Source organism: Tistrella sp. (genome assembly GCF_002684955.1).
Classification (GTDB): Bacteria; Pseudomonadota; Alphaproteobacteria; order Tistrellales; family Tistrellaceae; genus Tistrella; species Tistrella mobilis.
The window spans coordinates 1-20,880 of the sequence record NZ_NYWI01000076.1 but is presented as its reverse complement, the minus strand read 5'-3'; the positions used below and the strand labels follow the sequence as shown (position 1 = coordinate 20,880).

General features: G+C 67.8%; 15 protein-coding genes and 2 pseudogenes. 11 read left to right on the top strand and 6 right to left on the bottom strand.

All coding sequences use genetic code 11. The features are described from left to right. The 4 genes from CMO28_RS25430 to bcsN are packed head-to-tail and all read left to right on the top strand — an operon-like array spanning window position 1 to window position 7,212. A complete protein-coding gene (locus CMO28_RS25430; RefSeq protein ID WP_296718959.1) occupies window positions 1-2,775 on the top strand; it encodes a cellulose biosynthesis cyclic di-GMP-binding regulatory protein BcsB in 2,775 nt (924 codons plus the stop codon). Beyond that, the gene (locus CMO28_RS25425; RefSeq protein ID WP_296718958.1) at window positions 2,772-4,100 is read left to right on the top strand and encodes a glycosyl hydrolase family 8; all 1,329 of its coding nucleotides are present in this window, start codon (window positions 2,772-2,774) and stop codon (window positions 4,098-4,100) included. Before CMO28_RS25430 ends, CMO28_RS25425 begins: the two co-directional genes overlap by 4 nt. Next, a complete protein-coding gene (locus tag CMO28_RS25420; protein ID WP_296718955.1) occupies window positions 4,091-6,535 on the top strand; it encodes a tetratricopeptide repeat protein in 2,445 nt (814 codons plus the stop codon). Before CMO28_RS25425 ends, CMO28_RS25420 begins: the two co-directional genes overlap by 10 nt. Before the next feature lie 5 nt (window positions 6,536-6,540). Further along, window positions 6,541-7,212, top strand: a complete 672-nt coding sequence (bcsN, locus tag CMO28_RS25415; RefSeq protein ID WP_296718952.1) for a cellulose biosynthesis protein BcsN — start codon at window positions 6,541-6,543, stop codon at window positions 7,210-7,212. A gap of 92 nt (window positions 7,213-7,304) precedes the next feature. Here bcsN and CMO28_RS25410 read toward each other — a convergent pair. Continuing rightward, window positions 7,305-7,685: pseudogene (locus CMO28_RS25410) on the bottom strand (carboxymuconolactone decarboxylase family protein); the annotation flags it as partial. Between the two features lie 325 nt (window positions 7,686-8,010). On the opposite strand from CMO28_RS25410, the gene CMO28_RS25405 reads away from it, so the two are divergent. The 6 genes from CMO28_RS25405 (at window position 8,011) to CMO28_RS25380 (ending at window position 14,813) form a co-directional block, all read left to right on the top strand. Continuing rightward, complete coding sequence (locus tag CMO28_RS25405; RefSeq protein ID WP_296718947.1) at window positions 8,011-9,174, top strand: flagellin; 1,164 nt, start codon at window positions 8,011-8,013, stop codon at window positions 9,172-9,174. A gap of 414 nt (window positions 9,175-9,588) precedes the next feature. After that, window positions 9,589-10,752, top strand: coding sequence for a flagellin (locus CMO28_RS25400; RefSeq protein WP_296718945.1), 1,164 nt, complete (start codon window positions 9,589-9,591; stop codon window positions 10,750-10,752). Window positions 10,753-10,990: 238 nt separating this feature from the next. Beyond that, the gene (locus tag CMO28_RS25395; protein ID WP_296718942.1) at window positions 10,991-11,413 is read left to right on the top strand and encodes a flagellar protein FlaG; all 423 of its coding nucleotides are present in this window, start codon (window positions 10,991-10,993) and stop codon (window positions 11,411-11,413) included. A gap of 82 nt (window positions 11,414-11,495) precedes the next feature. Beyond that, window positions 11,496-13,619: a flagellar filament capping protein FliD gene (gene fliD, locus CMO28_RS25390; RefSeq protein WP_296718939.1), complete on the top strand. Its 2,124-nt coding sequence runs from the start codon at window positions 11,496-11,498 to the stop codon at window positions 13,617-13,619. 31 nt (window positions 13,620-13,650) lie between these two features. Further along, window positions 13,651-14,127, top strand: coding sequence for a flagellar export chaperone FliS (fliS, locus tag CMO28_RS25385; RefSeq protein ID WP_296718936.1), 477 nt, complete (start codon window positions 13,651-13,653; stop codon window positions 14,125-14,127). Between the two features lie 206 nt (window positions 14,128-14,333). Then, entirely contained in the window at window positions 14,334-14,813 is a 480-nt protein-coding gene (locus CMO28_RS25380) for a carboxymuconolactone decarboxylase family protein (RefSeq protein ID WP_296718933.1), read from the top strand. Here the strand turns inward: CMO28_RS25380 and CMO28_RS25375 are convergent. The 5 genes from CMO28_RS25375 to CMO28_RS25355 form a co-directional block, all read right to left on the bottom strand. Then, window positions 14,797-15,264, bottom strand: a complete 468-nt coding sequence (locus CMO28_RS25375) for a pyridoxamine 5'-phosphate oxidase family protein (RefSeq protein WP_296718930.1) — start codon at window positions 15,262-15,264, stop codon at window positions 14,797-14,799. The two genes, CMO28_RS25380 and CMO28_RS25375, sit on opposite strands and share 17 nt — an antisense overlap. 98 nt (window positions 15,265-15,362) lie before the next feature. After that, window positions 15,363-16,220 (bottom strand): hypothetical protein, encoded by an 858-nt coding sequence (locus CMO28_RS25370; RefSeq protein ID WP_372021112.1) that lies wholly within the window; start codon window positions 16,218-16,220, stop codon window positions 15,363-15,365. Window positions 16,221-16,332: 112 nt separating this feature from the next. Continuing rightward, on the bottom strand, window positions 16,333-16,851 hold the full coding sequence (locus CMO28_RS25365) for a hypothetical protein (protein WP_296718925.1): 519 nt from the start codon (window positions 16,849-16,851) through the stop codon (window positions 16,333-16,335). A 35-nt stretch (window positions 16,852-16,886) separates the two neighbouring features. Beyond that, window positions 16,887-18,413, bottom strand: coding sequence for an aldehyde dehydrogenase family protein (locus tag CMO28_RS25360; protein ID WP_041605524.1), 1,527 nt, complete (start codon window positions 18,411-18,413; stop codon window positions 16,887-16,889). A gap of 217 nt (window positions 18,414-18,630) precedes the next feature. Further along, window positions 18,631-20,091, bottom strand: coding sequence for a sensor histidine kinase (locus CMO28_RS25355; protein ID WP_296718921.1), 1,461 nt, complete (start codon window positions 20,089-20,091; stop codon window positions 18,631-18,633). Window positions 20,092-20,380: 289 nt separating this feature from the next. Here CMO28_RS25355 and CMO28_RS25350 point away from each other — a divergent pair. Further along, window positions 20,381-20,880 (top strand): annotated as a pseudogene (locus tag CMO28_RS25350) (hypothetical protein); the annotation flags it as partial.

Here is a 20,880-nt window from a genome sequence, read left to right as displayed (position 1 = left end):
ATGGCCATCCATCCATCATTCCGTGTACCGCTCGCCACCCGCGGCCGTCTCCGGTTTCTGGCGCTGGGCGTGCTTGCCCTGCAGCTGGGCGCCGCCCCCGCCATGGCCCAGTCGCAGGGGCCGGTGGATCTGAAGCTCTGGGGGCAGACCCCGGCCGATGCCGGTGGCGCCTATCGCGGGGTCATCGCCCCGGCGCCGGCGCCGGCGGAACCCGCACCGGCACCGCGGGCGGTGGAACAGCCGCGGCGTGCATCGCCGCCGGCCCCCCGCCCGGCATCACAGCCACGCCCGGCACCGGAACCGGCGGCCCCCAGGCCGCAGGCACCGCGGGTGACCGTGCCGCCGACACCGCTGCCGGCGGCGTCGGCCCCGGCACCCACCCCCGCCCCCCAGCCGGTGCCGGACGACATGCTCGGCTACGCCCTGGTGCCGCTGGACCCGACCGGCAGCCGCGGCACGCTGCTTTCGGGCGAGTATGCGGTCGGCCGCTTCTCGGTTCTGTTGCCCGATGCGGTGGCGGTCGATCACGCGGTGCTGAAGCTGGTCTACAGCAATTCGGTCGAGACCTCGCCCGAGGCTTCGGCGCTGGATGTCTGGATCAACGGCCAGCCGGTGGCCCGCCTGCCACTGGATGCCCATCGCGGCCCGGTCACCGCGCGGATCGAACTGCCGGTCGAGATGCTGACGGTCGGCCAGAACCGGGTGGATATCATCGCCCGACAGCGCCATCGGCTGCTCTGCGACATCCCGTCCACCTATGAACTCTGGGCGCGGCTCGACAATCAGGCCTCGCGTCTGATGCTCGCCGTCGCCGATGACGGCCCGGGCCTGGCCGATTTCGACAGCCTGATCACCGATCCGGCCCTGGCGGACGATCCGGTCGCGATCGTGGTCGCCGACGGCTTCCGGTCGGATGGCGGGATGACGGCGGCTGCGATCGCCGCCCAGGCGCTGGCGATCCGCGCCGGGGTGTCGATGCCGTCCTTCGAGATGATCGACGCCACCGACGATACCCGGCTGGCCCGCCAGCTGTCGGATCCCGGCTCTGCCGACGGCCCCCGGCGGGTGATCGTGGTGGGCTCGGCACCGGCCATTGCCGGGCTGGTGGGCGAGGATCCGGGCGATGCCGGCGACGGCGTGCTGCGCCTGATCCGCAGCACCGGCGGCCGCAGCATCCTGGTGCTGACCGGCCGCGACACCCGCGAGGCCCAGCTGGCGGCCCGCCGCTTCGCCGACCAGACCCGGCCCCTGCCCGGCAGCGACCGGCTGGTGGCGGACCTCTATGACATCGAAACCCGCGTGCCCGCCCGCCCCACCCCCAGGATCGACGGCGACGCAAGCTACAGCCTTGCCCAGCTGGGTTATCACACCGATCCCTTCGACGGTCTGCGCCAGCGCATCGACCTGCCGGTCGACATGCCGATGGATCTGTATGTCGGCGACAATTCGCGGGTCCGGATCCGTCTGGATGCCGCCTATGGCGCGAATGTCGGCCCGCGGGCCGAAGTGGCGGTGCTGATCAACGGCAATTTCGCCACCGCCCTGCAGCTGGACGCCCCCGGCGGCGCCCTGATCGAAAATGCCGAGCTGCTGGCACCGCTGTCGATGTTCCAGCCCGGCCGCAACGTGATCTCGTTCGAGACCCGCCTGCCCGGCACACCCGCCTTCTGCGGCCCCGACGGCGTTCTGGCCGGCCCCGGGGGCGGGGGCACGGCGGGCGGCGGCGCACCGCGCTTCACCCTGTTCGACACCACGGCGATCGAGGTGCCGCCGGTCGCCCATCTGGCCAGCCTGCCCGATCTGCGGGTCATGGCCGGGACCGGCTTTCCCTATAACCGCCCCGGCCACGACATCAGCGCCTTCCATGTGGTGACCCCGCTGGACCAGCCGCTGGGGGTGACGGCGGCGGCCACGGTCATTGCCCGCATGGCCCGGGCGGCCGGCGTGCCGATGGAACCGCATTTCTACGACCAGATGCCGCGGCTGCGCGCCCGCGACACGCTGATCGTGGCGCCGATCGCGCGGCTGGGCCTGGATCTGGTCGCGGCGGCACCGGTCGGGCCCGAACTGCTGGGCGATCTGAACCGCGGCCGTCTGCCCGAGACGATCGTCGAGGGCGACGACGCCGCGGCCCCCGGGGGTGATGCCGAATCCGGCCCGCAGCTGCTGCAGGCACAGACGGCCCGGCGGCTGGAAGCCCGAGCCGCCGCAACCAGTCGCTGGTCCGAGGGGCTGCGCGAGGAATGGCAGCGCCGGCTGGGGGAAAATGCCGAAGACCGGGGCGACGGCATGATCGGCTGGGCCAGCCGCAGCTGGGGCTGGCTGCGCACCCAGACCCGCTGGATTCTGGACGAGACCCTGCCCGACCGGCGCAGCCCGGAAACGCTGTTCACCGAGGGCAGCCGGCCCTTGCTGGCGGTGATGCAGTATGCCGCCCCCCAGGATGTCGGCACCACCTGGACGCTGGTGACCGCGGCCGATGATCAGCGCCTGCTGGGCGGCGTGCGGCTGCTGGCCGCCGACGAGGCCTGGGACGCGCTCAAGGGCGGTGTCGCCACGCTGGCCAGCGACGGGCGCACGGGGGCGACGGCCGATGGCGGCCCGTCTTATCACGTGCTGACCGGAGAGGTGGGGCCCTTCGGCGTGCTGTCGATCACCGCCAGCTGGTTCTCGCGCAATGTGCTGATCTGGACCGCGGTGATCGCCCTGCTGATCGGTACGCTGGGCGTCGCCACCCATATTCTTGTTCGCCATTCCCCCCGGAGACCCGTATGAGCAGCCGTTCCCGCGTGATCAGCCTGGCGGTGATCGCCGCGATTGCGTTTGCAGTCTGGGCGACCACCAAAAGCCGCACGCCGGACGGCACCGCCGAGGCCGGGACGGCACCGGCCGCACCGGCCCAGCCGGCCCCGCGTGCCCTGGCTGCGGCGGCGACGCCGGTGGTCGTGCCCGTCTCGTCAGAGGCCGTCTCGTCAGAGGGACAAGCCATAGCGAAAGACCGGACACAGCTGCCGCCCCCCGCCCCTGCCGATACCCCGCCGGTTCAGACGGCGCGCGCCGACACCCCGCGGCCCGAGGCCGACCGCAAGGCGGGGCTGGATGCGGGCACCGTGGCCCTGTGGGAAGACTGGCGGCAGCGTTTTCTCACCCCCGAAGGCCGGGTGATCGACACCGGCAATGGCGGCATCAGCCATTCGGAAGGCCAGGGCTATGGCCTGCTGCTGTCGGTGCTGATGGGCGACCGGGCCAGTTTCGCGCGGATCTGGTCGTGGACCTATACCACGCTGTTCGTGCGCGATGACGGCATGATGGCCTGGCGCTACGACCCCAAGGCCGACCCGGCGGTGACCGATCGCAACAGCGCGTCGGACGGCGACATCCTGGCGGCCTGGGCGCTGGCCGAAGCGGGGCGGCGCTGGAGCGACGATCGCTATCGCGAGGCGGCGGCAGAACTTGCCGCCGCGATCCGCCGCACCGTGATCGTGGAACATGCCGGGCGGCTGATGGTCCTGCCCGGCCAGGAAGGCTTCCGCCGCGACCCGTCGGTGGTCGTGAACCCGGCCTATTGGGTGCTGCCGGCCTTCCCGGTTCTGGCCGACATCGATCCGGACGGCGCCGCGGTCTGGAACCGGCTTGCCGCCGAAACCCCGGCGGTCATGGCCGCCGTGCGCTTCGGCACCCCGGCCCTGCCGCCCGAATGGGTGGTGGCGGAGCCTGACGGCGCCTTCACCCTGCCGCAGGATCCGAATTTCCCCGCCGCCTTCGGCTACAACGCCGTGCGGGTGCCGCTGTATCTGGCCTGGGCCGGGGTGCTGGACCCTGCCCTGCCGATCTATGTCGATCTCGACCGGCTCTGGCCGGCCGGGGCCGCCCGCATCACCGACCGGCCGCAGGTGGTGGCCCTGCCCGACGGCAGGGTCACCGAGCGCGGCAGCGATGCCGGTTTCCGCGCCGTGGCCGGCCTGGTCGCCTGTATCGTTCACGACAGGCCGATGCCGGCCGATGTCACCGCCGTCGACGACGACGCCTCGTATTACGCGGCCAGCCTGACCCTGATGGTCCGCCTTGCCGCCGCCGGGAGGAAGCCTGCATGCCTGTGACCCTGAGACCGCTTCTCCGCGCCTCGGCGCCGGCGATGGTGTCGGTGATCGCCCTGCTCGCCGGCACCGGCATGGCCGCGGCGCAGGGCACGGCCACCCCGCGATCCGGCGCCGAAAGCCTGGCCCCCGGCGTGCGGGTCGAGGTTCAGCCGAGCACGCCGGCCACCGGCACCGTCGACGAAACGGCGCTGCGCTATTACGCCCGCATCCGCGACATGGAGAAGCTGGAGGCCGAAATCCGCCGGCTGAAGGCGCTCCATCCCGACTGGCAGACGCCGACCGACCTGTTCAGCCGCACGCCCGACAGCCCGGTGGACGAACGCCCGATCTGGGATCTGATCGGCGATGGCCGCTTTGCCGAGGCACGGGCACGGGTGGCGGAGCTGCGCGGCCGCTATCCCGGCTGGTCACCGTCGCAGGCCATGCTCGACACCCTGGCCATGGGCGAAGACCGCACCCGGCTGGTCTCGGCCAGCGATGCGAAGCAGTGGCGGACCGTGGTGGAGATCGCCGACCGCCATCCGGCGCTGATCAGCTGCTCCAGCGTCGACAGCATGTGGCGCCTGGCCGAAGCGCGGGCCGAACTCGGCGATCCGGATGCGGCCTTCGGCCTCTACCGGACCATCGTGTCCACCTGCGACAATGCGCAGGAGCGGCGCGCCACCTTGCAGAAGGCCGGCACCATCCTGCCATCCGATCAGGTGGAACAGCTGGTGGCGATCGAACGCGGCCGGGTCGGCACCGATCCGGCGGCGCTGCAGCAGGTGGTCGGCGGGCTGCGCCGCGGCGAGCTGGCCGCGGCGATGTCGCCCGAGGCCCGCAAATCCGGCACCCGGCCGCAAGTGACCGCCGAAACGCTGGACGCGGTGAAGGCCGATGTCGAGGCGGGCCGCGATGCCGACGGCGCAATGCTGGTCGCCTGGTATCTGATGGAACAGGGCCAGGCCGGCGAGGCCGAAGCCTGGTTCCGCAAGGCCGAAGGCTGGGGTGCGAAGGAGGCCGGGCTGCGCGGCCGGATTCAGGCCCTCACCCGCCAGGGCAAGACCGCCGAGGCGGCGCGCCTCGCCCGCTCGTCGGGGCTTGGCCGCGACTATGTCGACAGCATGAGCGCCATGCTCGGCCGCCAGACCAACGCGCCGCGCGCAATGGTGGTGGATTTCGCGACCTGGGCCGAAGAAAAGCACGATGCCCGCGCCGCCATAGCGCTCGGCTGGTGGCACAGCCGGCGCGAGGATCCCGCCACGGCGGCGCTCTGGTTCGAAAATGCGCTGGCCTGGGGCGGCGGAGACGAGGCGGTCGAAGGCCTTGCCCTCGGCCTGCAGGGCAGTGGCCAGACCGCCCGGTTCCAGGCACTGGAACAGCAATATGCCGGCCGCTCGGCGCGGCTGACGAAGTTCTTCAGCGGTCTGCGCGGCAGCGGTGGCGGTGGCGGCGGCCCCGCGACCGAAGCCTATGCCCGCGGCGACAATGCCGGCTGCCTGCTGGTGCTGGATGGCCGGTTGGCCCCGGATCCGCGGGGCGGGGCGGCCGGATATGCCGCACAAATGCCCACCGACGCCACCCGCGCCCTGGCCGGGCGCCTGCCACCGGTGCTGCCCCCCGACGCCGTGCCCACCGCCTATACCGGATATGGCACCGGCCGGGCGGGTGTGTCCTGGTCGGCGGGCGAGCCGGTCTATCGGGCGGGCCTGCCGGCCGCGGCCGGCTATGCGCCGACCACAGGCTATACCGGGGGCGACGTCTATGGCCGCTCCTACGGCTATCCCCCCGATGCCGTGGCGAGCCGTGGCGCCACCAGTGCACAGACGGGTGTGCCGGCAGGGGTGTCGACCACGGCAGGGCGGGCCACAGCAGGGGGCATCGTCCCCGGCGGCGCGAGCGCAGGATCGCGCGCCACCGCCGTTGCCGCACCGGCAGCCACGACGCTTTCAGGCGCCGCCGCCCTGCCGCCGGTGCCGGTAGAGGCGCCCGGCACCGCCATGCAGCGCGCCTGGTGTCTGCTGGGCCTCGGCCGGCCCGCAGAAGCCCAATACGCCTTTGCCCAGGCCCGCGCGGCCGGCGGCGAGATGGGGGCGGATGCCGTCTATGGCGAAATCCTGACCCTGATGCAGATGGGGCTGGTCAGCGAGGCGCAGCGGATGATCGAAACCCAGCCGATCACCCCGGAACGCCGTACCGATCTGCAGGCGGAACTGCTTGCCGCCCGTGCCCAGGCCGCCTATGACGACGAGGATTATCTGCTGGCGATGCGCCTGCTCGACACCCGCCGCCAGATCGCCCCCGAACGGCGGGATCTGGCCCTGATGCGGGCCTGGTCGCTCTATCATACCCGCAAGCTCGATCAATCACGCGATCTGTTCCAGCGGCTCGATACCGAACTCAGCACGCCCGAATCGCGCGAGGGCCTGCGCGTCGTCACCTTCTATCCGGAGTGATCCCGATGACCCGGATGCGCAAGCCTGCTCTCCCCGGCCTCGTCGCGGCTGTCCTGGGCCTTCTGGCCCTTGCCGGCTGCACCTATGAAGGTGCGGGCCCCGAGCCGACGGCGCTGGCGGAAGAGGCCGGCGCCACCCGTCTCGGCCCGCTGGAGGCGCTGGCCCGGCTGGCGGCGGCCCCCGATCCGCTGATCGTCACCCAGACGAAATCGAACAACGGTTCGGAGCTGAAGCAGGTGTCGATCCTGCCCAACCGTTCGGTCGAAGCCGGACAGAACCGGCTGGAGGCCGATCTCTGGCTGGTGCGCACCGACAGCCTGTGGTCTTTCGCCGATCTGCCGGTGAACGCGCCCCGCGACCGGTTCACCCAGGAAAAGCTGCGGCTGCTGCTGGCCAAGGAGTTCCCGGGGCTGGAGCCGCAGATCTCGGCCGTGCCGCGCCGCAACGCCTATGGCCGCTACGGTTTTGCCGTCGCCCGCCGGCCGCTGGGCGTCACCTGCGTGCTCGCCTGGCAGCGGCTGCAGGATGAGCCGGATATGCTGCCGCGCCATATCGAGGGCTTCGACATCATCTTCCGGGCCTGCGACCCGGTTCTCGGCCCCGAGGCGCTGCTCGACGGCTACGACACCCTGCAGATCCGCCCCGAGACCGGTGTGGTGGGATACGGCTACCGCTGATCGCGCCCCGCCCGACGCGCCCTGACCTGAGCTGACCGCGGCCGACGCTTCGAAGCGTCGGCCGCATCCGTTTCGGCGGCGGTGGCAGGCGGCTCGTCCATCGGCACCTGATAGCCGAAGACCAGGCGGTTGGTCTCGTTGGCCATGCCGACCACGGCCAGCATCTCGCGGATCATCTCGGGGCTGGCGCCGGCCTTCGCCGCCGCGCCGCCATGGCTGGTGACGCAATAGGCGCAGCCATTGGTGGCGCTGACGGCGGTGAAGATCAGCTCCTTCACCATCGGGTCCAGCGCGCCCGGGGCCATCACCTCCTTCAGACTTTCCCAGGTCCGCTTCAGGGTCGGCGGGTGGACCGCGATCACCTTCCAGAAATTGTTCAGCCGGTCGACGCGACGGGTCTGCATGATGTCGTCGAAGACCGCCCGCACCTCGGGCGATGCATCCTCGTATTCGACCATCTCGGGTCCGGCCATGGGGCTCCTCCGGCTCGGCAGATATTGACGGGGTCGCGACGAGATTACCGCCGTGCCTCGGGTGATGCGAGCCTGCCGATCGGCAGTTTCTGCCGCCCGCCCTGGCGGAAACTGCCGGGTCGGAATCTCCGCACGGTCTGCAGATGCGGCGGATCGAACATTATAACTTATTGAATTTTATAATTTTTCAGACTTGGCACACCCCGTGCAATAAGCGTCCCCGATCAGATCGTGCCGTGCGGGCCGGGCCAGGGTTGGCCGCTCGAAGTGGCGCGATGGAACGCTCCAAAGCCACCGGAAGCGCAAGTATCGGAGAGACCAAGTCATGGCGCTGACGATCAATTCGAACTACGCCGCGAACGTCGCGCACCGCCATTTGCGCGAGAGCGACAGCGACGCCACCCGTTCACTCGCCAAGCTCTCGGCCGGCACGCGCGTGCTGTCGGGCCGTGACGATGCCGCCTCGCTCGCCATCGGCAAGCGGCTGGAAGCCGAAACAGCAGCCCTGCGTCAGGCCAGCGTCAATGCCGGCCAGGCGGGCTCCATGCTCCAGATCGCCGACGGTGCGCTCTCCAGCATCAGCGACATCCTGACCCGGATGAAGACGCTGGCCACCCAGTCGGCCTCGGATCAGGTGTCGGATGCCGAGCGTGTCTACCTGAACGACGAGTTCACCCAGCTGCGGTCGGAAATCGACCGGATCGCGGCCGACACCGACTTCAACGGCCAGAAGCTGATCAACGGGTCGCAGACCGTGACCGCGGGCACGATCGGCACCGATATCGAATCGGCCGACGGCTTCGGCGCGATCACCTTCGACGCCAATGCCGCCGGCGTGTCGAACGCCGATCAGTTCAGCGTTGCATACGACACCACCACCAACCGCTTCACGGTCACCAACACCACCACCGGTGTTGCCCAGACCTCGGCTCAGGTGACCGCGGCTCCGGCGGCCGGCGCCACGCAGGATGTCAGGTTTGACGAATTCGGCCTGACCCTGACGCTGACCTCCGACTTCGACCCGGCGACCGCAATCACGACGAACAACACCTTCGACGTGACCATCGCCAACACCAACTCGGCGACCTTCACCTACAAGATCGGCACCGGCACCAACGCGATCGAAGACGATCTGGCCTTCACCATCGACAGCGCGGCCGTCGCCTCGCTTTCGGCCGGTCTCGCCGCCGACACCCTCGACACCCGGGCGAATGCCGAAACCGCGATCGACAACGTCGCCGCCGCGATCGACGAGATCAACAGCCGGCGCGCGGGCATCGGTGCCAACCAGAACCGTCTGGAATTCGCCGCGGCGAACCTGGCGTCGAGCATCGAGAACAGCGAAGCCGCCCGTTCGGAACTGCTCGACCTCGACATCGCCTCCGAGATGACCTCGTTCACCTCGAAGCAGATCCTGCAGCAGGCCGGCGTCTCGATGCTCGCCCAGGCCAACCAGATGCCGCAGAACCTCCTCAAGCTGCTGGGCTGATCAGGGCGGCCGCGACCGCGGCCCCCTCTTCCGCTCCAGGACCGTCCTCCGGGGCGGCCCCGTCCCGCAGCGGCACCTCAGGGTCGCCGCAAAGGGAACCGGGCCGCCCCGCAGTCGTTCAGGCCGGTGCGCCCGGCGCACGCCCCATCCGGCGTATGGCCAGCCCGGCAAAAATAGCCCGGTTGCACCGTCTCCCGGCAAAATCTGCCGGGCCAGACCGCCAGAACCCGGCAGATTTTGCCGGGTTTCCTCTGCCTGCGACAGGCTGCCTCACGGTATTTCAGGGGCTTGCGTCTCTGGCATCGCCATTGCATACTTACCCACAGGCACGACCAGGAAGGACGTGCTGCCGACAGGATGTCGGCATCAGCGGGTGGATGCCCGCGCCATCGGTTCCAAGTAGGAGACCGTACCATGGCCATGACCATTGCCTCCAACTATTCGGCCAACGTCGCGTACCGTTACCTGAAGGACAGCGACAGTGATGCGACCCGGTCGCTCGCCAAGCTGTCGGCCGGTACTCGCGTTCTGTCGGGCCGTGACGACGCCGCCTCGCTCGCCATCGGCAAGCGTCTCGAATCCGAGACCGCGGCGCTGCGTCAGGCCAGCGTCAACGCCGGTCAGGCGGGCTCGATGCTGCAGATCGCCGACGGCGCGCTGTCGAGCATCAGCGACGTTCTGACCCGGATGAAGACGCTCGCCACCCAGGCCGCCTCGGACCAGGTCTCCGACGCCGAGCGTGTCTATCTGAACGACGAATTCACCCAGCTGCGGACGGAAATCGACCGTATTGCCGGTGATACCGAGTTCAACGGCCAGAAGCTGATCAACGGTTCGCAGACCGTGACCGCGGGCACCATCGGCACCGATATCGAATCGGCCGACGGTTTCGGCGCGATCACCTTCGACAACAACGCGGCCGGCGTGTCGAACGCCGATCAGTTCAGCATCGCATACGACACCACCACCAACCGCTTCACGGTCACCAACACCACCACCGGTGTGGCCCAGACCTCTGAGCAGGTGACCGCGGCCCCGGCGGCCGGTGCGACCCAGGATGTCCGGTTCGACGAATTCGGCCTGACCCTGACGCTGACCTCCGACTTCGACCCGGCGACCGCCATCACGGCGAACAACACCTTCGACGCGACCGTCGCCAACAGCGCCTCGACCACCTTCACCTACAAGATCGGTACGGGGACGACGGCGGCCGAAGACGACATGGCCTTCACCCTCGACAGCGCCGCTGTGGCGGCCCTGTCTGCCGGCCTTGCCGCCGACACGCTCGACACCCGCGCCAATGCCGAGACCGCGATCGACAACATCGCGACAGCCATTGACGAGGTCAACGAGCGCCGCGCCGGTATCGGTGCGAACCAGAACCGTCTGGAATTCGCCGCCGCCAACCTGGCGTCGAGCATCGAGAACAGCGAGGCCGCACGGTCCGAGCTGCTCGACCTCGACATCGCTTCCGAGATGACCTCGTTCACCTCGAAGCAGATCCTGATGCAGGCCGGCGTGTCGATGCTCGCGCAGGCCAACCAGATGCCTCAGAACCTGCTCAAGCTGCTGTCCTGACGGCCCTTCCGGAACCGCCGGCGCCTGATGGCCCGGCGGTTCCGGCGCCTTTCCATTACGGTGGCACGATCCGAGAGATCGCACCTGACGGGCGGCGGGGCCGGTTTGGCGCTGCCGTCCGCTTTTGCGTGACATCCATCGTGTACCGCACGTCTCGACCCGACATGTACAGCAAGCCGTCAAGGCATCCTCAGCAGCCGCGTCAGGGCAAGGGAACGCGGCCGCCATGGAGGGGACAATGGACATCGCATCGGTACGCGGAAGCTCATACGTTCAGACCGTGACCGACCGGCCGGCAACCAATGCCCGGTCAGGGAGCGGTGGTGGCGGCGAATCAGCGGCAGCGGCGGGCTATGCGCGCGCTGCCACGATAGAACCCTTCCGACGGGTCGACCTGACCCAGACGGAAGATCAGAGCAGCGGCAACAAGGCAGCCGAAGCTCTGGCCAAGGCCCTGCGGGAACAGGGCATTGATCTGGGCGGCATGGCCAGCCAGGTCAAGCTGGCGCTCGACATCGATACCAATACCGGCGACGTGGTCGGCCGTATCGTCGACCGGAACACCGGTGAGGTGGTGGAGCAGCTGCCGCCCGAGAAGACGCTGCGTATGATCGCGGCGCTGCGTGAGATGGTCGGTGCCGTCGTCGACCGGACGTTGTAAACTGTCCGGGTCGGTCCGTCCGACACGCATCTGCCGGTTACAGCCGGCCGCCTGATCCAGTTCTGCGAAGAGGCAAGGCCCCATGTCGACCAGTTCGGTAAGTTCCAGCTACAAGCTGTCGACGGATGCGAACGGCCGCCTCACCGTGACCGGCCTGTCGAACAGCGGTATCGATACCGACGCAGCGGTCGAGGCGCTGGTCAAGGCGAAGCGTGTGCCCATCGACCGGCTGGAGACCAAGGTCGAGACGGTCGACAAACAGATCGCCGCGCTCAAGGAATACCAGACCCTGATGCAGAACTTCCGCACCGCGGTTGACGGTCTGCGCGGCAAGGTGACCTTCGACAATAGCGGCAGTGCTTTCGAGACCAAGAACATCTTTCTGCAGACGTCGCGCCTCGATGGCGGCACGGCCTCCAATGCCGCCAATCTGGTCAGCATCTCGGCCACTAACCGGGCCGAGGTCGGCGTGCGCTCGATCGAGGTGCTGAGGGTAGCGACCCAGGCCAAAGTCGCGACCGGTGCGGCATCGTCGCAGACCACGGATCTCGGCAGCGCCTTCGGGGGGGCGGCCAATTCGGTGTCGGGCAGCTTCGATATCGTGAACGGCGATGGTGTGGCGACCACGATCAACGTCTCCGGCACGGATTCGCTGCAGTCGCTGCGCGACAAGATCAACAACGCCAACACCGGCACGACGAAGACCGGTGTGACCGCCAGCATCATTTCGGTCGGCGGTACCCAGAATTATCTGGTGCTGACCAATGATGCCACCGGCGAGCCGATCCAGATCGGCAACGAGACCGGCGGCGTGCTCTCCACGCTCGGCATTTCGGCCGATGGCGGGGCGACCTTCTCGAACGTGCTGCAGGAAGCGCAGACCGCGCGTATGGCGGTGGACGGTCTGAAAGACCCGTCGCGCTATGAAAGCCACCGCTTCGCCAACGACTCGGCCTCGATCAAGTCACTGGTCTCGACCGCGCCGTCGACCGGCAGCTTCACTCTGTCCACGGGCCTGGGATCGGTCGCGATCAATTTCGATACCACCACCGACAGCCTCTCCGACCTCGCCAACACCATCAACGCCAATGCGGCGGCGATTGGTGTCGAGGCCTCGATCATGGATGACGGCGGCGGTGCGCGGCTGGTGCTGAAAGACACCAATGGCGGCCAGCTCAGCGTCATCGACAGCGACGGGCTGATGGCCTCGCTGGGTGTCGACAATGATCTGGTGGTGGAGCGGAGCAGCAACACGGTCTCCGACCTCTTCACCGGCATGACCATCAATCTCTACCAGGCCGAGGAAGGCACCAAGATCAACCTTCAGGTCGAACGCGACCTGAACGGCGTGAAGGATCAGGTCTACGCCTTCGTCGACGCCTATAACGAGATGCGCCGGTTTTATAACGAGCAGAACCTGACCGCAGCCGACGGCACCAAATCCGAAGATGCCGGGCCGCTGTTCGGCAACAGCGCGCTCAAGGACATGAATACCTCGCTGCGCGATGCCATCAACGGTGATGTCGAAGGCCTGGGTATCGATTTCGCCGCACTCTCGGCCATCGGCATCACGCTGACCTCGACCGCGACGTTGACCGATCCGCTCGACAAAGAAACGCTGCAGATCGACGAAGCGAAGCTGAACGAATCGCTGCTCAACAATTTCGACGATGTGCGCAACCTGCTCAGCTTCCGCTTCACCACCGACAATGCCGATCTGTCGCTTGTGAGCTTTGCCTCGACCACCGGCTACAAGAATGGCGGCTACAATCTGGAAGTCACCGTCGCCGGGGGGGTGATCACCTCGGCCAAGCTCGACGGCGTCGACATGGAGGTCAGCGGCACCACACTGACCGCCACCGAAGGCAGCGCCAAGGGTCTGAAGCTGTTTTTCCGCCCGGGTGCGGACGGCACGACCAACAGCACCTTCAGTGTCACCCAGGGTGTAGCCTCCCAGCTCTACGACGTTGCCGACAAAGCGCTTGCCAGCGAGACTGGCACGATTGCTGCACAGCTCGATACATTCGAGACCCGGACCAACGCCTGGGAGGATCAGATCTCCCGGATGGAAACCCGCCTCGACCTGTACAAGACCCGGATCACGGCGAAGTTCCTGCGGATGGAAGAATCGCTCTCGCAGATGAATTCGATTCTGGAAAGCCTGAAGGCCCAGGTCGATGCCATGAACCCGAACTCCAACAACTGATCCGCGGCGCTGCCACACGAGGAATAGGCCGATGAGCAACCCCTACGGCGCCTCCGCCCAGACCTATCGCATCCAGTCGGTGATGACGGCCAGCGCCGCGCAGCGCGTGGCAATGCTCTACGACCGTGCCATCACCTGGCTTCAGGAAGCGAAGGCCGCCATCGAACGCGGTGACGTCAAGGCCCGGCACGACGCGAACAATCATGCGGGTGAGATCATCGTCCACCTGCAGGCGACGCTCGATCTGGAGAAGGGTGGCGAGATCGCTGCCAATCTGTCGCGGCTTTACCGGTTCATGCTCAACCGGATGATCCAGATCGACCTGCGCAATGATGCCAAAGCCGCCGATGACGTGATCGGCCTGCTCCGGCCGCTGTCGGAAGCCTGGCATGCGCTGGACGCCCAGATCGTCGCCGAAGCCGGTGCCAGCGGCCGCGCCTCGGGCCAGCAGGGCTATGGCCAGAACGCCGCCGCCGGCGCCTATTCGCGGGTCAGCGCAACCGCCTGACCGGCCTTTTCCGGAACGACACAACCCGGCAGATCCCCCGGCATTTTCTGCCGCCGGGTCGGATCTGCCGGGTATTTTTTGCCGGGTGCCGTCTTTTTGCGTCCAGGGATGTCACGTCCGGGGCCCCGCCGTCGTCTGACAGGTATCAAGACCTGAATGGCCCCTGGCCTGATGGCCAGGCCCGATGACGAAACGGAGTGTCCGTCATGACCAACCTCGCCAATCTGCCCGCCGCCACATCCCTGATCGACATCCACGGCTCAAAGGCGACGGCCGCAACGTCGCGCAAGCTGATGGCTGCGAGCGAGGCGTTGAACGGCCCTGCCCTGCCTGCGGCCCTCGGCCATCTGATCGACCTTCACGTCTCGCGGCTGAACGGCTGCAGCTATTGCAAGCTGCTTCATCTGGCCGAAGCGCGCGAGACCGGCGTGGACGACGCGCTGATCGCGCAGATGGGCGATCCGGCCGCCGTGGCGGCACTTGAAGATCGCCGCCTCGCCGCCGCCCTCGCCTGGGCCGAAGCCCTGACCCTGCCCTTTGACGAGGCGGCACTCGATGCCCCGCGCGCCGAACTGGCCCGCCACTGGTCGCCCGAGGAACAGGCGGCCATCACGATGAAGATCGCCCTGATCAATGCCTGGAACCGTCTGGGCCGCGGCGCCTGGCACGTCACCGAAGCGGCGTGACCGCCGCCTCGTCCGGTCGCAACCGCGGCACGGTGCCGGCTGAGCCGGCATCGTAACCGGTGACCGCCACTTCGATGCAGCGCAGGGCCGCGGGCCACCAGCCATGCCAGGCATCGGGCCAGCGGGCCGGGTCGTCATGGATCACGGCATCGCCGTCGACCCTGAGCCTGAGACCACGGGCGAAATCGAGGAACAGCAGGCTGACCGCCGGGCGCTGGATCAGATTGCCCAGCGAATTGAACATGGCATTCCCCTTGTAGTCGGGGAACACCAGCCGCCGGGGGCCCGTCACCTTGACGAGGGGATCATGCCCCCCCTCGCCCCCGCCTTCTCCCCGAGGCATGCGGCCGCGATGGGAGCAGTCCGCCGCACCCGTGGCATCGACGGTTCCCAGCATGAAGAAGGGCAGCGCCTCCAGCACCGCCGCCTCGGCGGCCGGGATGGTCACCATGCGATCGGCCTCCCTGGCATTCTTTATGTACCCCGAATCGAAAAGGGGCCTCCGCCACCCTCACCCCGAGGTGGCGGAGGCCCGGCTGCATCGCCGGATCAGGCAGCCGAGGTCTCGGCCGCGCCGGCGAGCGCCAGCTGTTCGTCCCAGAACCGCACCCAGAGGTCGCAATATTCCAGGCTGATGCGGCGGACGTGATCGAACTGATCCTCGGTGATCGCCTGGGTCAGGATGAACCAGAGATCGTCCTCGTGATCGTCATCCGCCGCCTCGGCGGTGTCGTCGTCACTGACGCCATGGACGTAGTAGTAGCCGTCATCGACCCCCAGACCCAGGGCACCGGTGGCCCGGCGCAGCGGCGGGCTGAACAGGATCACCTCTTCCTCGGCCACCGCCAGCAGGGCCGAGACATCGACATAGCTGCCGTATGCATCTTCCAGGAAGGATCGCACCTCGGTCGCGATCGCGGTGGGCTTGAAGGTCGCCCGGTCGTCGGCGCTGACGCCGTAATCGTCCAGCACCGCCTCGAACAGCGGATAATGAGCGCAGGCCGGGTTGCCGCGGTAATAGCCCTCGGTGTCCTTGCCCGGGCGGAAGCCGAATTCGTCGAGCACGTTCAGGGTCAGCAGGAAGCGGCCGGCCATCTTCGAAGCGGGGGCCAGGCGCGGCTCCAGCTGGCGGCTCTGCATCTGGGCGGCGAGCAGCGCATCGGTGAAGATCTGCACGATGGCGTGGCGATATTCCAGATGGATCAGGCGCATCGCGTCGTGATCGAGCACGCCACGGTTCAGGATGTCGATCGCCGGGTGGCGCGACACCGGGTGCGCCGAAATCTCGCGGCGCAGCTCGGCCACGAAGGCGGCGTTCCGCGCCCATTGCTCGGGCGACAGGCTCGCCTTCATGGCGTCGATCGCCTGGCGACGGGGGGCATTCAGATCGGCTGACTTCAGGGACACCATATCGTCCTCCCTCTTTTATCTTAGGTTGTGTTCCAAGGCATGCGACGTCGTCACGACGACCGGTAAGGTCAGCGTGAGAGACCGTGTCAGCGGGTATGGCTGGCGGCGTTCAGTCGGCGGCGATCAGCCGCACGATGCGCGCCGGGCAGTTGGCATAGGCCTGGTCGACGGTCACCTCTACCAGCGCGCGGGCCTGGGGCCAGAGCGTTCCCATCTCCGCCTCGATCGCCGCCGGATCGACGGCGCGGCACCGGCCATTGACGCGATAGCGCGCCCGCCGATCAAAATCGACGAAGAGCAGGCCGATACCGATATCATCCTGCAGACAGTTATCAAAAACGTCCAGATCATCCCATGGTTGCAGGGCCATGATCAGGCGTTTCGAATCGGCGGCGCGGATCAGCGGCGGTTGCCCCGGCATGTCGTCCGGTCGCGCCTTGAAGGCCGTGACCGGACGACCGGTGCCGTCGACGGTGGTGACGAAGACGATGGACCGGGCCTCGATGAAACGGCGCACCCCCAGGCTCAGCCGGTCGGTGACCATGTCCGAGATCTCCGCCGCCTCGTCCTCGACCCCGAACCGGCGATGCGCCTCGCGCTCGCCCTCGTGATAGACCAGGCGTGCCATCGTCTTCGCCCTCCCCGATCAGACCGACGCCCGGCTCAGAAGAAGCCCAGGGCGTTCGGGTTGTAGCTGACCAGCAGGCACTTGGTCTGCTGATAGTGCGACAGCGCCATCTTGTGGTTCTCGCGGCCGATACCCGACTGCTTGTAACCACCGAAGGCGGCGTGGGCGGGATAGAGGTTGTAGCAGTTGGTCCAGACGCGGCCGGCCTCGATCTCGCGGCCCATGCGATAGGCGCGGGTGCCGTCACGGCTCCACACCCCGGCACCCAGGCCGTAGAAGGTATCGTTGGCGATCTCCAGCGCCTCGTCCTCGTCCTTGAAGGTCATGACCGAGGCGACGGGGCCGAAGATTTCTTCCTGGAAGATCCGCATCTTGTTGTTGCCGAGCAGCATGGTCGGCTTGACGTAGAAGCCGTTGGCCAGATCTTCCGACAGGCGGCTGCGCTCGCCGCCGGTCAGGCACTGGGCGCCTTCCTGACGGCCGATATCGATATAGGAGAGGATCTTCTCCATCTGCGCTTCCGACACCTGCGCACCGACCATGGTGTTGCGGTCGAGCGGGTTGCCGGTGGTGATCGCCTCGACGCGCTTGATCGCGCGCTCGATGAAGCGGTCATAGATCGATTCCTGGATCAGCACGCGCGACGGGCAGGTGCAGACCTCGCCCTGGTTCAGCGCGAACATGGCGAGCCCTTCCAGCGCCTTGTCGAAGAAGGCGTCGTCGCGGTCCATCACGTCGGCGAAGAAGATGTTCGGGCTCTTGCCGCCCAGCTCGACCGTGGTCGGGATCAGATTGTCGGCCGCCGCCTTCAGCACCAGCTTGCCGGTGGGGGTGGACCCGGTGAAGGCGAGCTTGGAAATCCGGGTGCTGGTCGCCAGCGCATGGCCGGCCTCGCGGCCATAGCCGTTGACCACGTTGATCACGCCGGCCGGGAACAGGTCGCCGACCAGTTCCATCAGCAGCAGGATCGAGGCCGGGGTCTGCTCGGCGGGCTTCAGCACCACGCAGCAGCCGGCGGCCAGCGCCGGGGCCAGCTTCCAGGCCGCCATCAGCAGCGGGAAGTTCCAGGGGATGATCTGGCCGACGACGCCGATCGGCTCGTGGAAATGATAGGCGACGGTGTCATGGTCGATCTCGGAGATCCCGCCCTCCTGGGCGCGGATGCAGCCGGCGAAATAGCGCAGATGGTCGATGGCCAGCGGCAGGTCGGCCGCCATGGTCTCGCGCACCGGCTTGCCGTTGTCGATCGAATCGGCCACCGCCAGCAGCAGCAGGTTCTGCTCCATCCGGTCGGCCATGCGCCACAGCAGGTTGGCGCGTTCAGTGGTCGAGGTGCGCGCCCAGGACTTGCGGGCGGCATGGGCGGCGTCCAGCGCCTTCTCGATGTCGGCCGCACCCGAACGCGGCACCCGGCAGAAGGGCTTGCCGGTGATCGGCGAGACGTTGTCGAAGTATTCGCCGCCGACCGGGGCCACCCACTGGCCACCGATATAGTTCTCGTACTGCCCCTTATACGGGTTATCGACGTCGAGCCCCATCTTCTTCGGCTGGATCGTATCCATCAGGTCTTCCTCCCGGAACATTCGGCGCGGCGTTCCCTCGCGCGCCGTCGTTCCGGTCATCGCAACCGTCATGCCACCCGGGAATGATCAGGATAAGACCGCGGAATATCTGGAGTTTCAATCCGTCATTGCCCTGCGTCACCCGGGGCGGCGTCGCGCGTTGCGACGGCCCGGCTGTCGCATGCGACGCCGCCCCTGTCGCTTTCTGCGACAGGGGTCAGATCTCGACCACCACGCGGGTGCCGACGCCCGGGCGGCTGGTGATGTCGAACCGTCCGCCATGGGCCAGGACCAGCAGGCGGGTCAGCGGCAGGCCGAGCCCGGTGCCGCCCGCCCGCCGCTGGCGGTCGGCCGAGACCTGTTCGAAGGGCTGAAGCGCGCGGGCAAGCTCCGCCTCGGTCATGCCCGCGCCGCCGTCTTCCACCACGAAACGCACCGCATGGGGCGCCGCCTCGGCCGGCGCGATGCCAAGCCGGATCTCTCCCCCCTGACTGCCATAGCGGATGGCATTGGTCAGCAGGTTGATCAGCACCTGCTTCACCCGCCGCGCATCCAGCCTGGCCTGATCCGGGGCCTGATCCGCCTCCAATACGATCTCGACACCGGCATCGCGGGCCATGGTCGAGACGATCGACATCGCCTCGGCCGCCAGCTGGCGCGGCGAGGTTTCCACCGGGTCGATATCGATCCGCCCGGCCTGGATGCGCGACAGGTCCAGAATATCCTCGATCAGGGCCAGCAGATGGCGGCCGCTGGCCAGAATGTCGCGTGCATAGCCGGTGTAGCGCGGGTTGCCGACGGGGCCCAGCATCTCGGTCGCGATCATGTCCGAAAACCCGATCACCGCATTCAAGGGCGTGCGCAACTCGTGGCTCATATTGGCCAGGAAGCGATCCTTGACCGCATTGGCGTCGGCGAGCGCGCGATTGGCACGCAGAAGCTCGGCCGTCCGCACCGCCACCCGGCTTTCCAGCTGCAGATTGGCGGCTTCGACCTGAAGGCGCAGATGGCGTTCCTGCTCCCGGCTGCGGCGCAGGCGGCGGAACATGACGATCGCGGACGGGATGGCGAAGCTGAAGCCCAGTAGCGAGGCGCCGGCGGCGATGGTGAAATTCTCGTCGGCAGCCGAAAGCCGCGCAGAAATCCGCTGGCCGATCTGGGTCTGCGCCAGGGCGATCTGCTGGCGCGCCAGATCGACCGCCTGCATCTGCCGCGCTTCCGCGGCCATCAGAACCTCGTCATCGGCGCGCGCCTGGCGGAGGTGGATCACCCGGTCCATGCTCCGGAACGCCTCTTCCAGCATCGCCGTCATCACGCTGCACCCGGCACCGCTGTCGGCCTTTTCCGCCTCTGCCAGACGTGCCAGCTGACCGAAGGCGACCGGTGCGCTGCCACGGGTGCGGCGGTAGTCATCGAGCGCCTCCGCCGTCTGCAGGCGCAGGTATCGCCCCTGCGTGACCTCGGTCTCCTGAAGCAGATGCAGCAGGCTGTCGGTTTCCCGCATCAGCGCGTCGCCGTCGGCCACCGCACGGGTCGACGAGATCACGCCGAAGCCGGCCCAGATCTGCAGGGCCAGCATCAGCGTCATCAGGCCCGCGAGCCCCGCGATCCAGATCTGCGACCCGAGGCCGGACATACCCTTGCGGGCTGCCGCCGGATCGGCTGCGTCGCGCGCCATTTAACCTCCAGGACCGGCATGTGGTGGAGCTTTGCTTTATCCTGGATAGAAAACGACAGGAAGCATGAAGAAAGCGTTTGGAAGATGATGCCGGAACGCGAAAACTTGTGATGAAGACCCCGGTACCTGCGGATGCCATCCATCCGACGGCTTCGTCTCGATGGAATGATCATTTCCGAAATACACCCTGTGGTGCCACACCGGGTGATCCGGACGAAGGGGAGGATGAGATGCCGATACCACGGCACGCAGACCTCGTGCGGCGGCGTTGCCGGATGCGGAGCATCGCATGACCGGCGGCCTGCTCGCCCTTGCGATCAACGTCGTGGTGTCGGGGCTGTTCGCCGCCGTCTTCCTGCTGATCGCCCGCTCGCACCCGGCCTTCCGGCATCTGGGCTGGATCGCCGCCGCCTGGGGGGTGGGCACCGGGGCGCCGGCCGCAGAGGTTCTGCTGCGGGTCACCCCCTGGACCACGGTCTTATCGTTCACCGGCTATGCCTGTTTCTCGGCCGGTGCCCATCTTCTGGCGCGTGGGCTGGCCCGCCACTACCGTCGCACCCTGCCCCGCTGGCTGTTGCCGGCAAGCTTCGCCGCATCGCTGATCATCCGCCTGGCGATCTGGGGCGGTGAGCGCAACACCATGCCTTACGAGCTGTACTATCAGCTGCCCTTCGTGACGGCGCTGGCGATCTCAGAGTCCGTCCGAGAAGTTATCTATGATTTCCGGCTCCTTGCGATTCTCCGCATCATGATCCGGATCATGGCGAGGCGGAGGAATGCCAAAGCCAT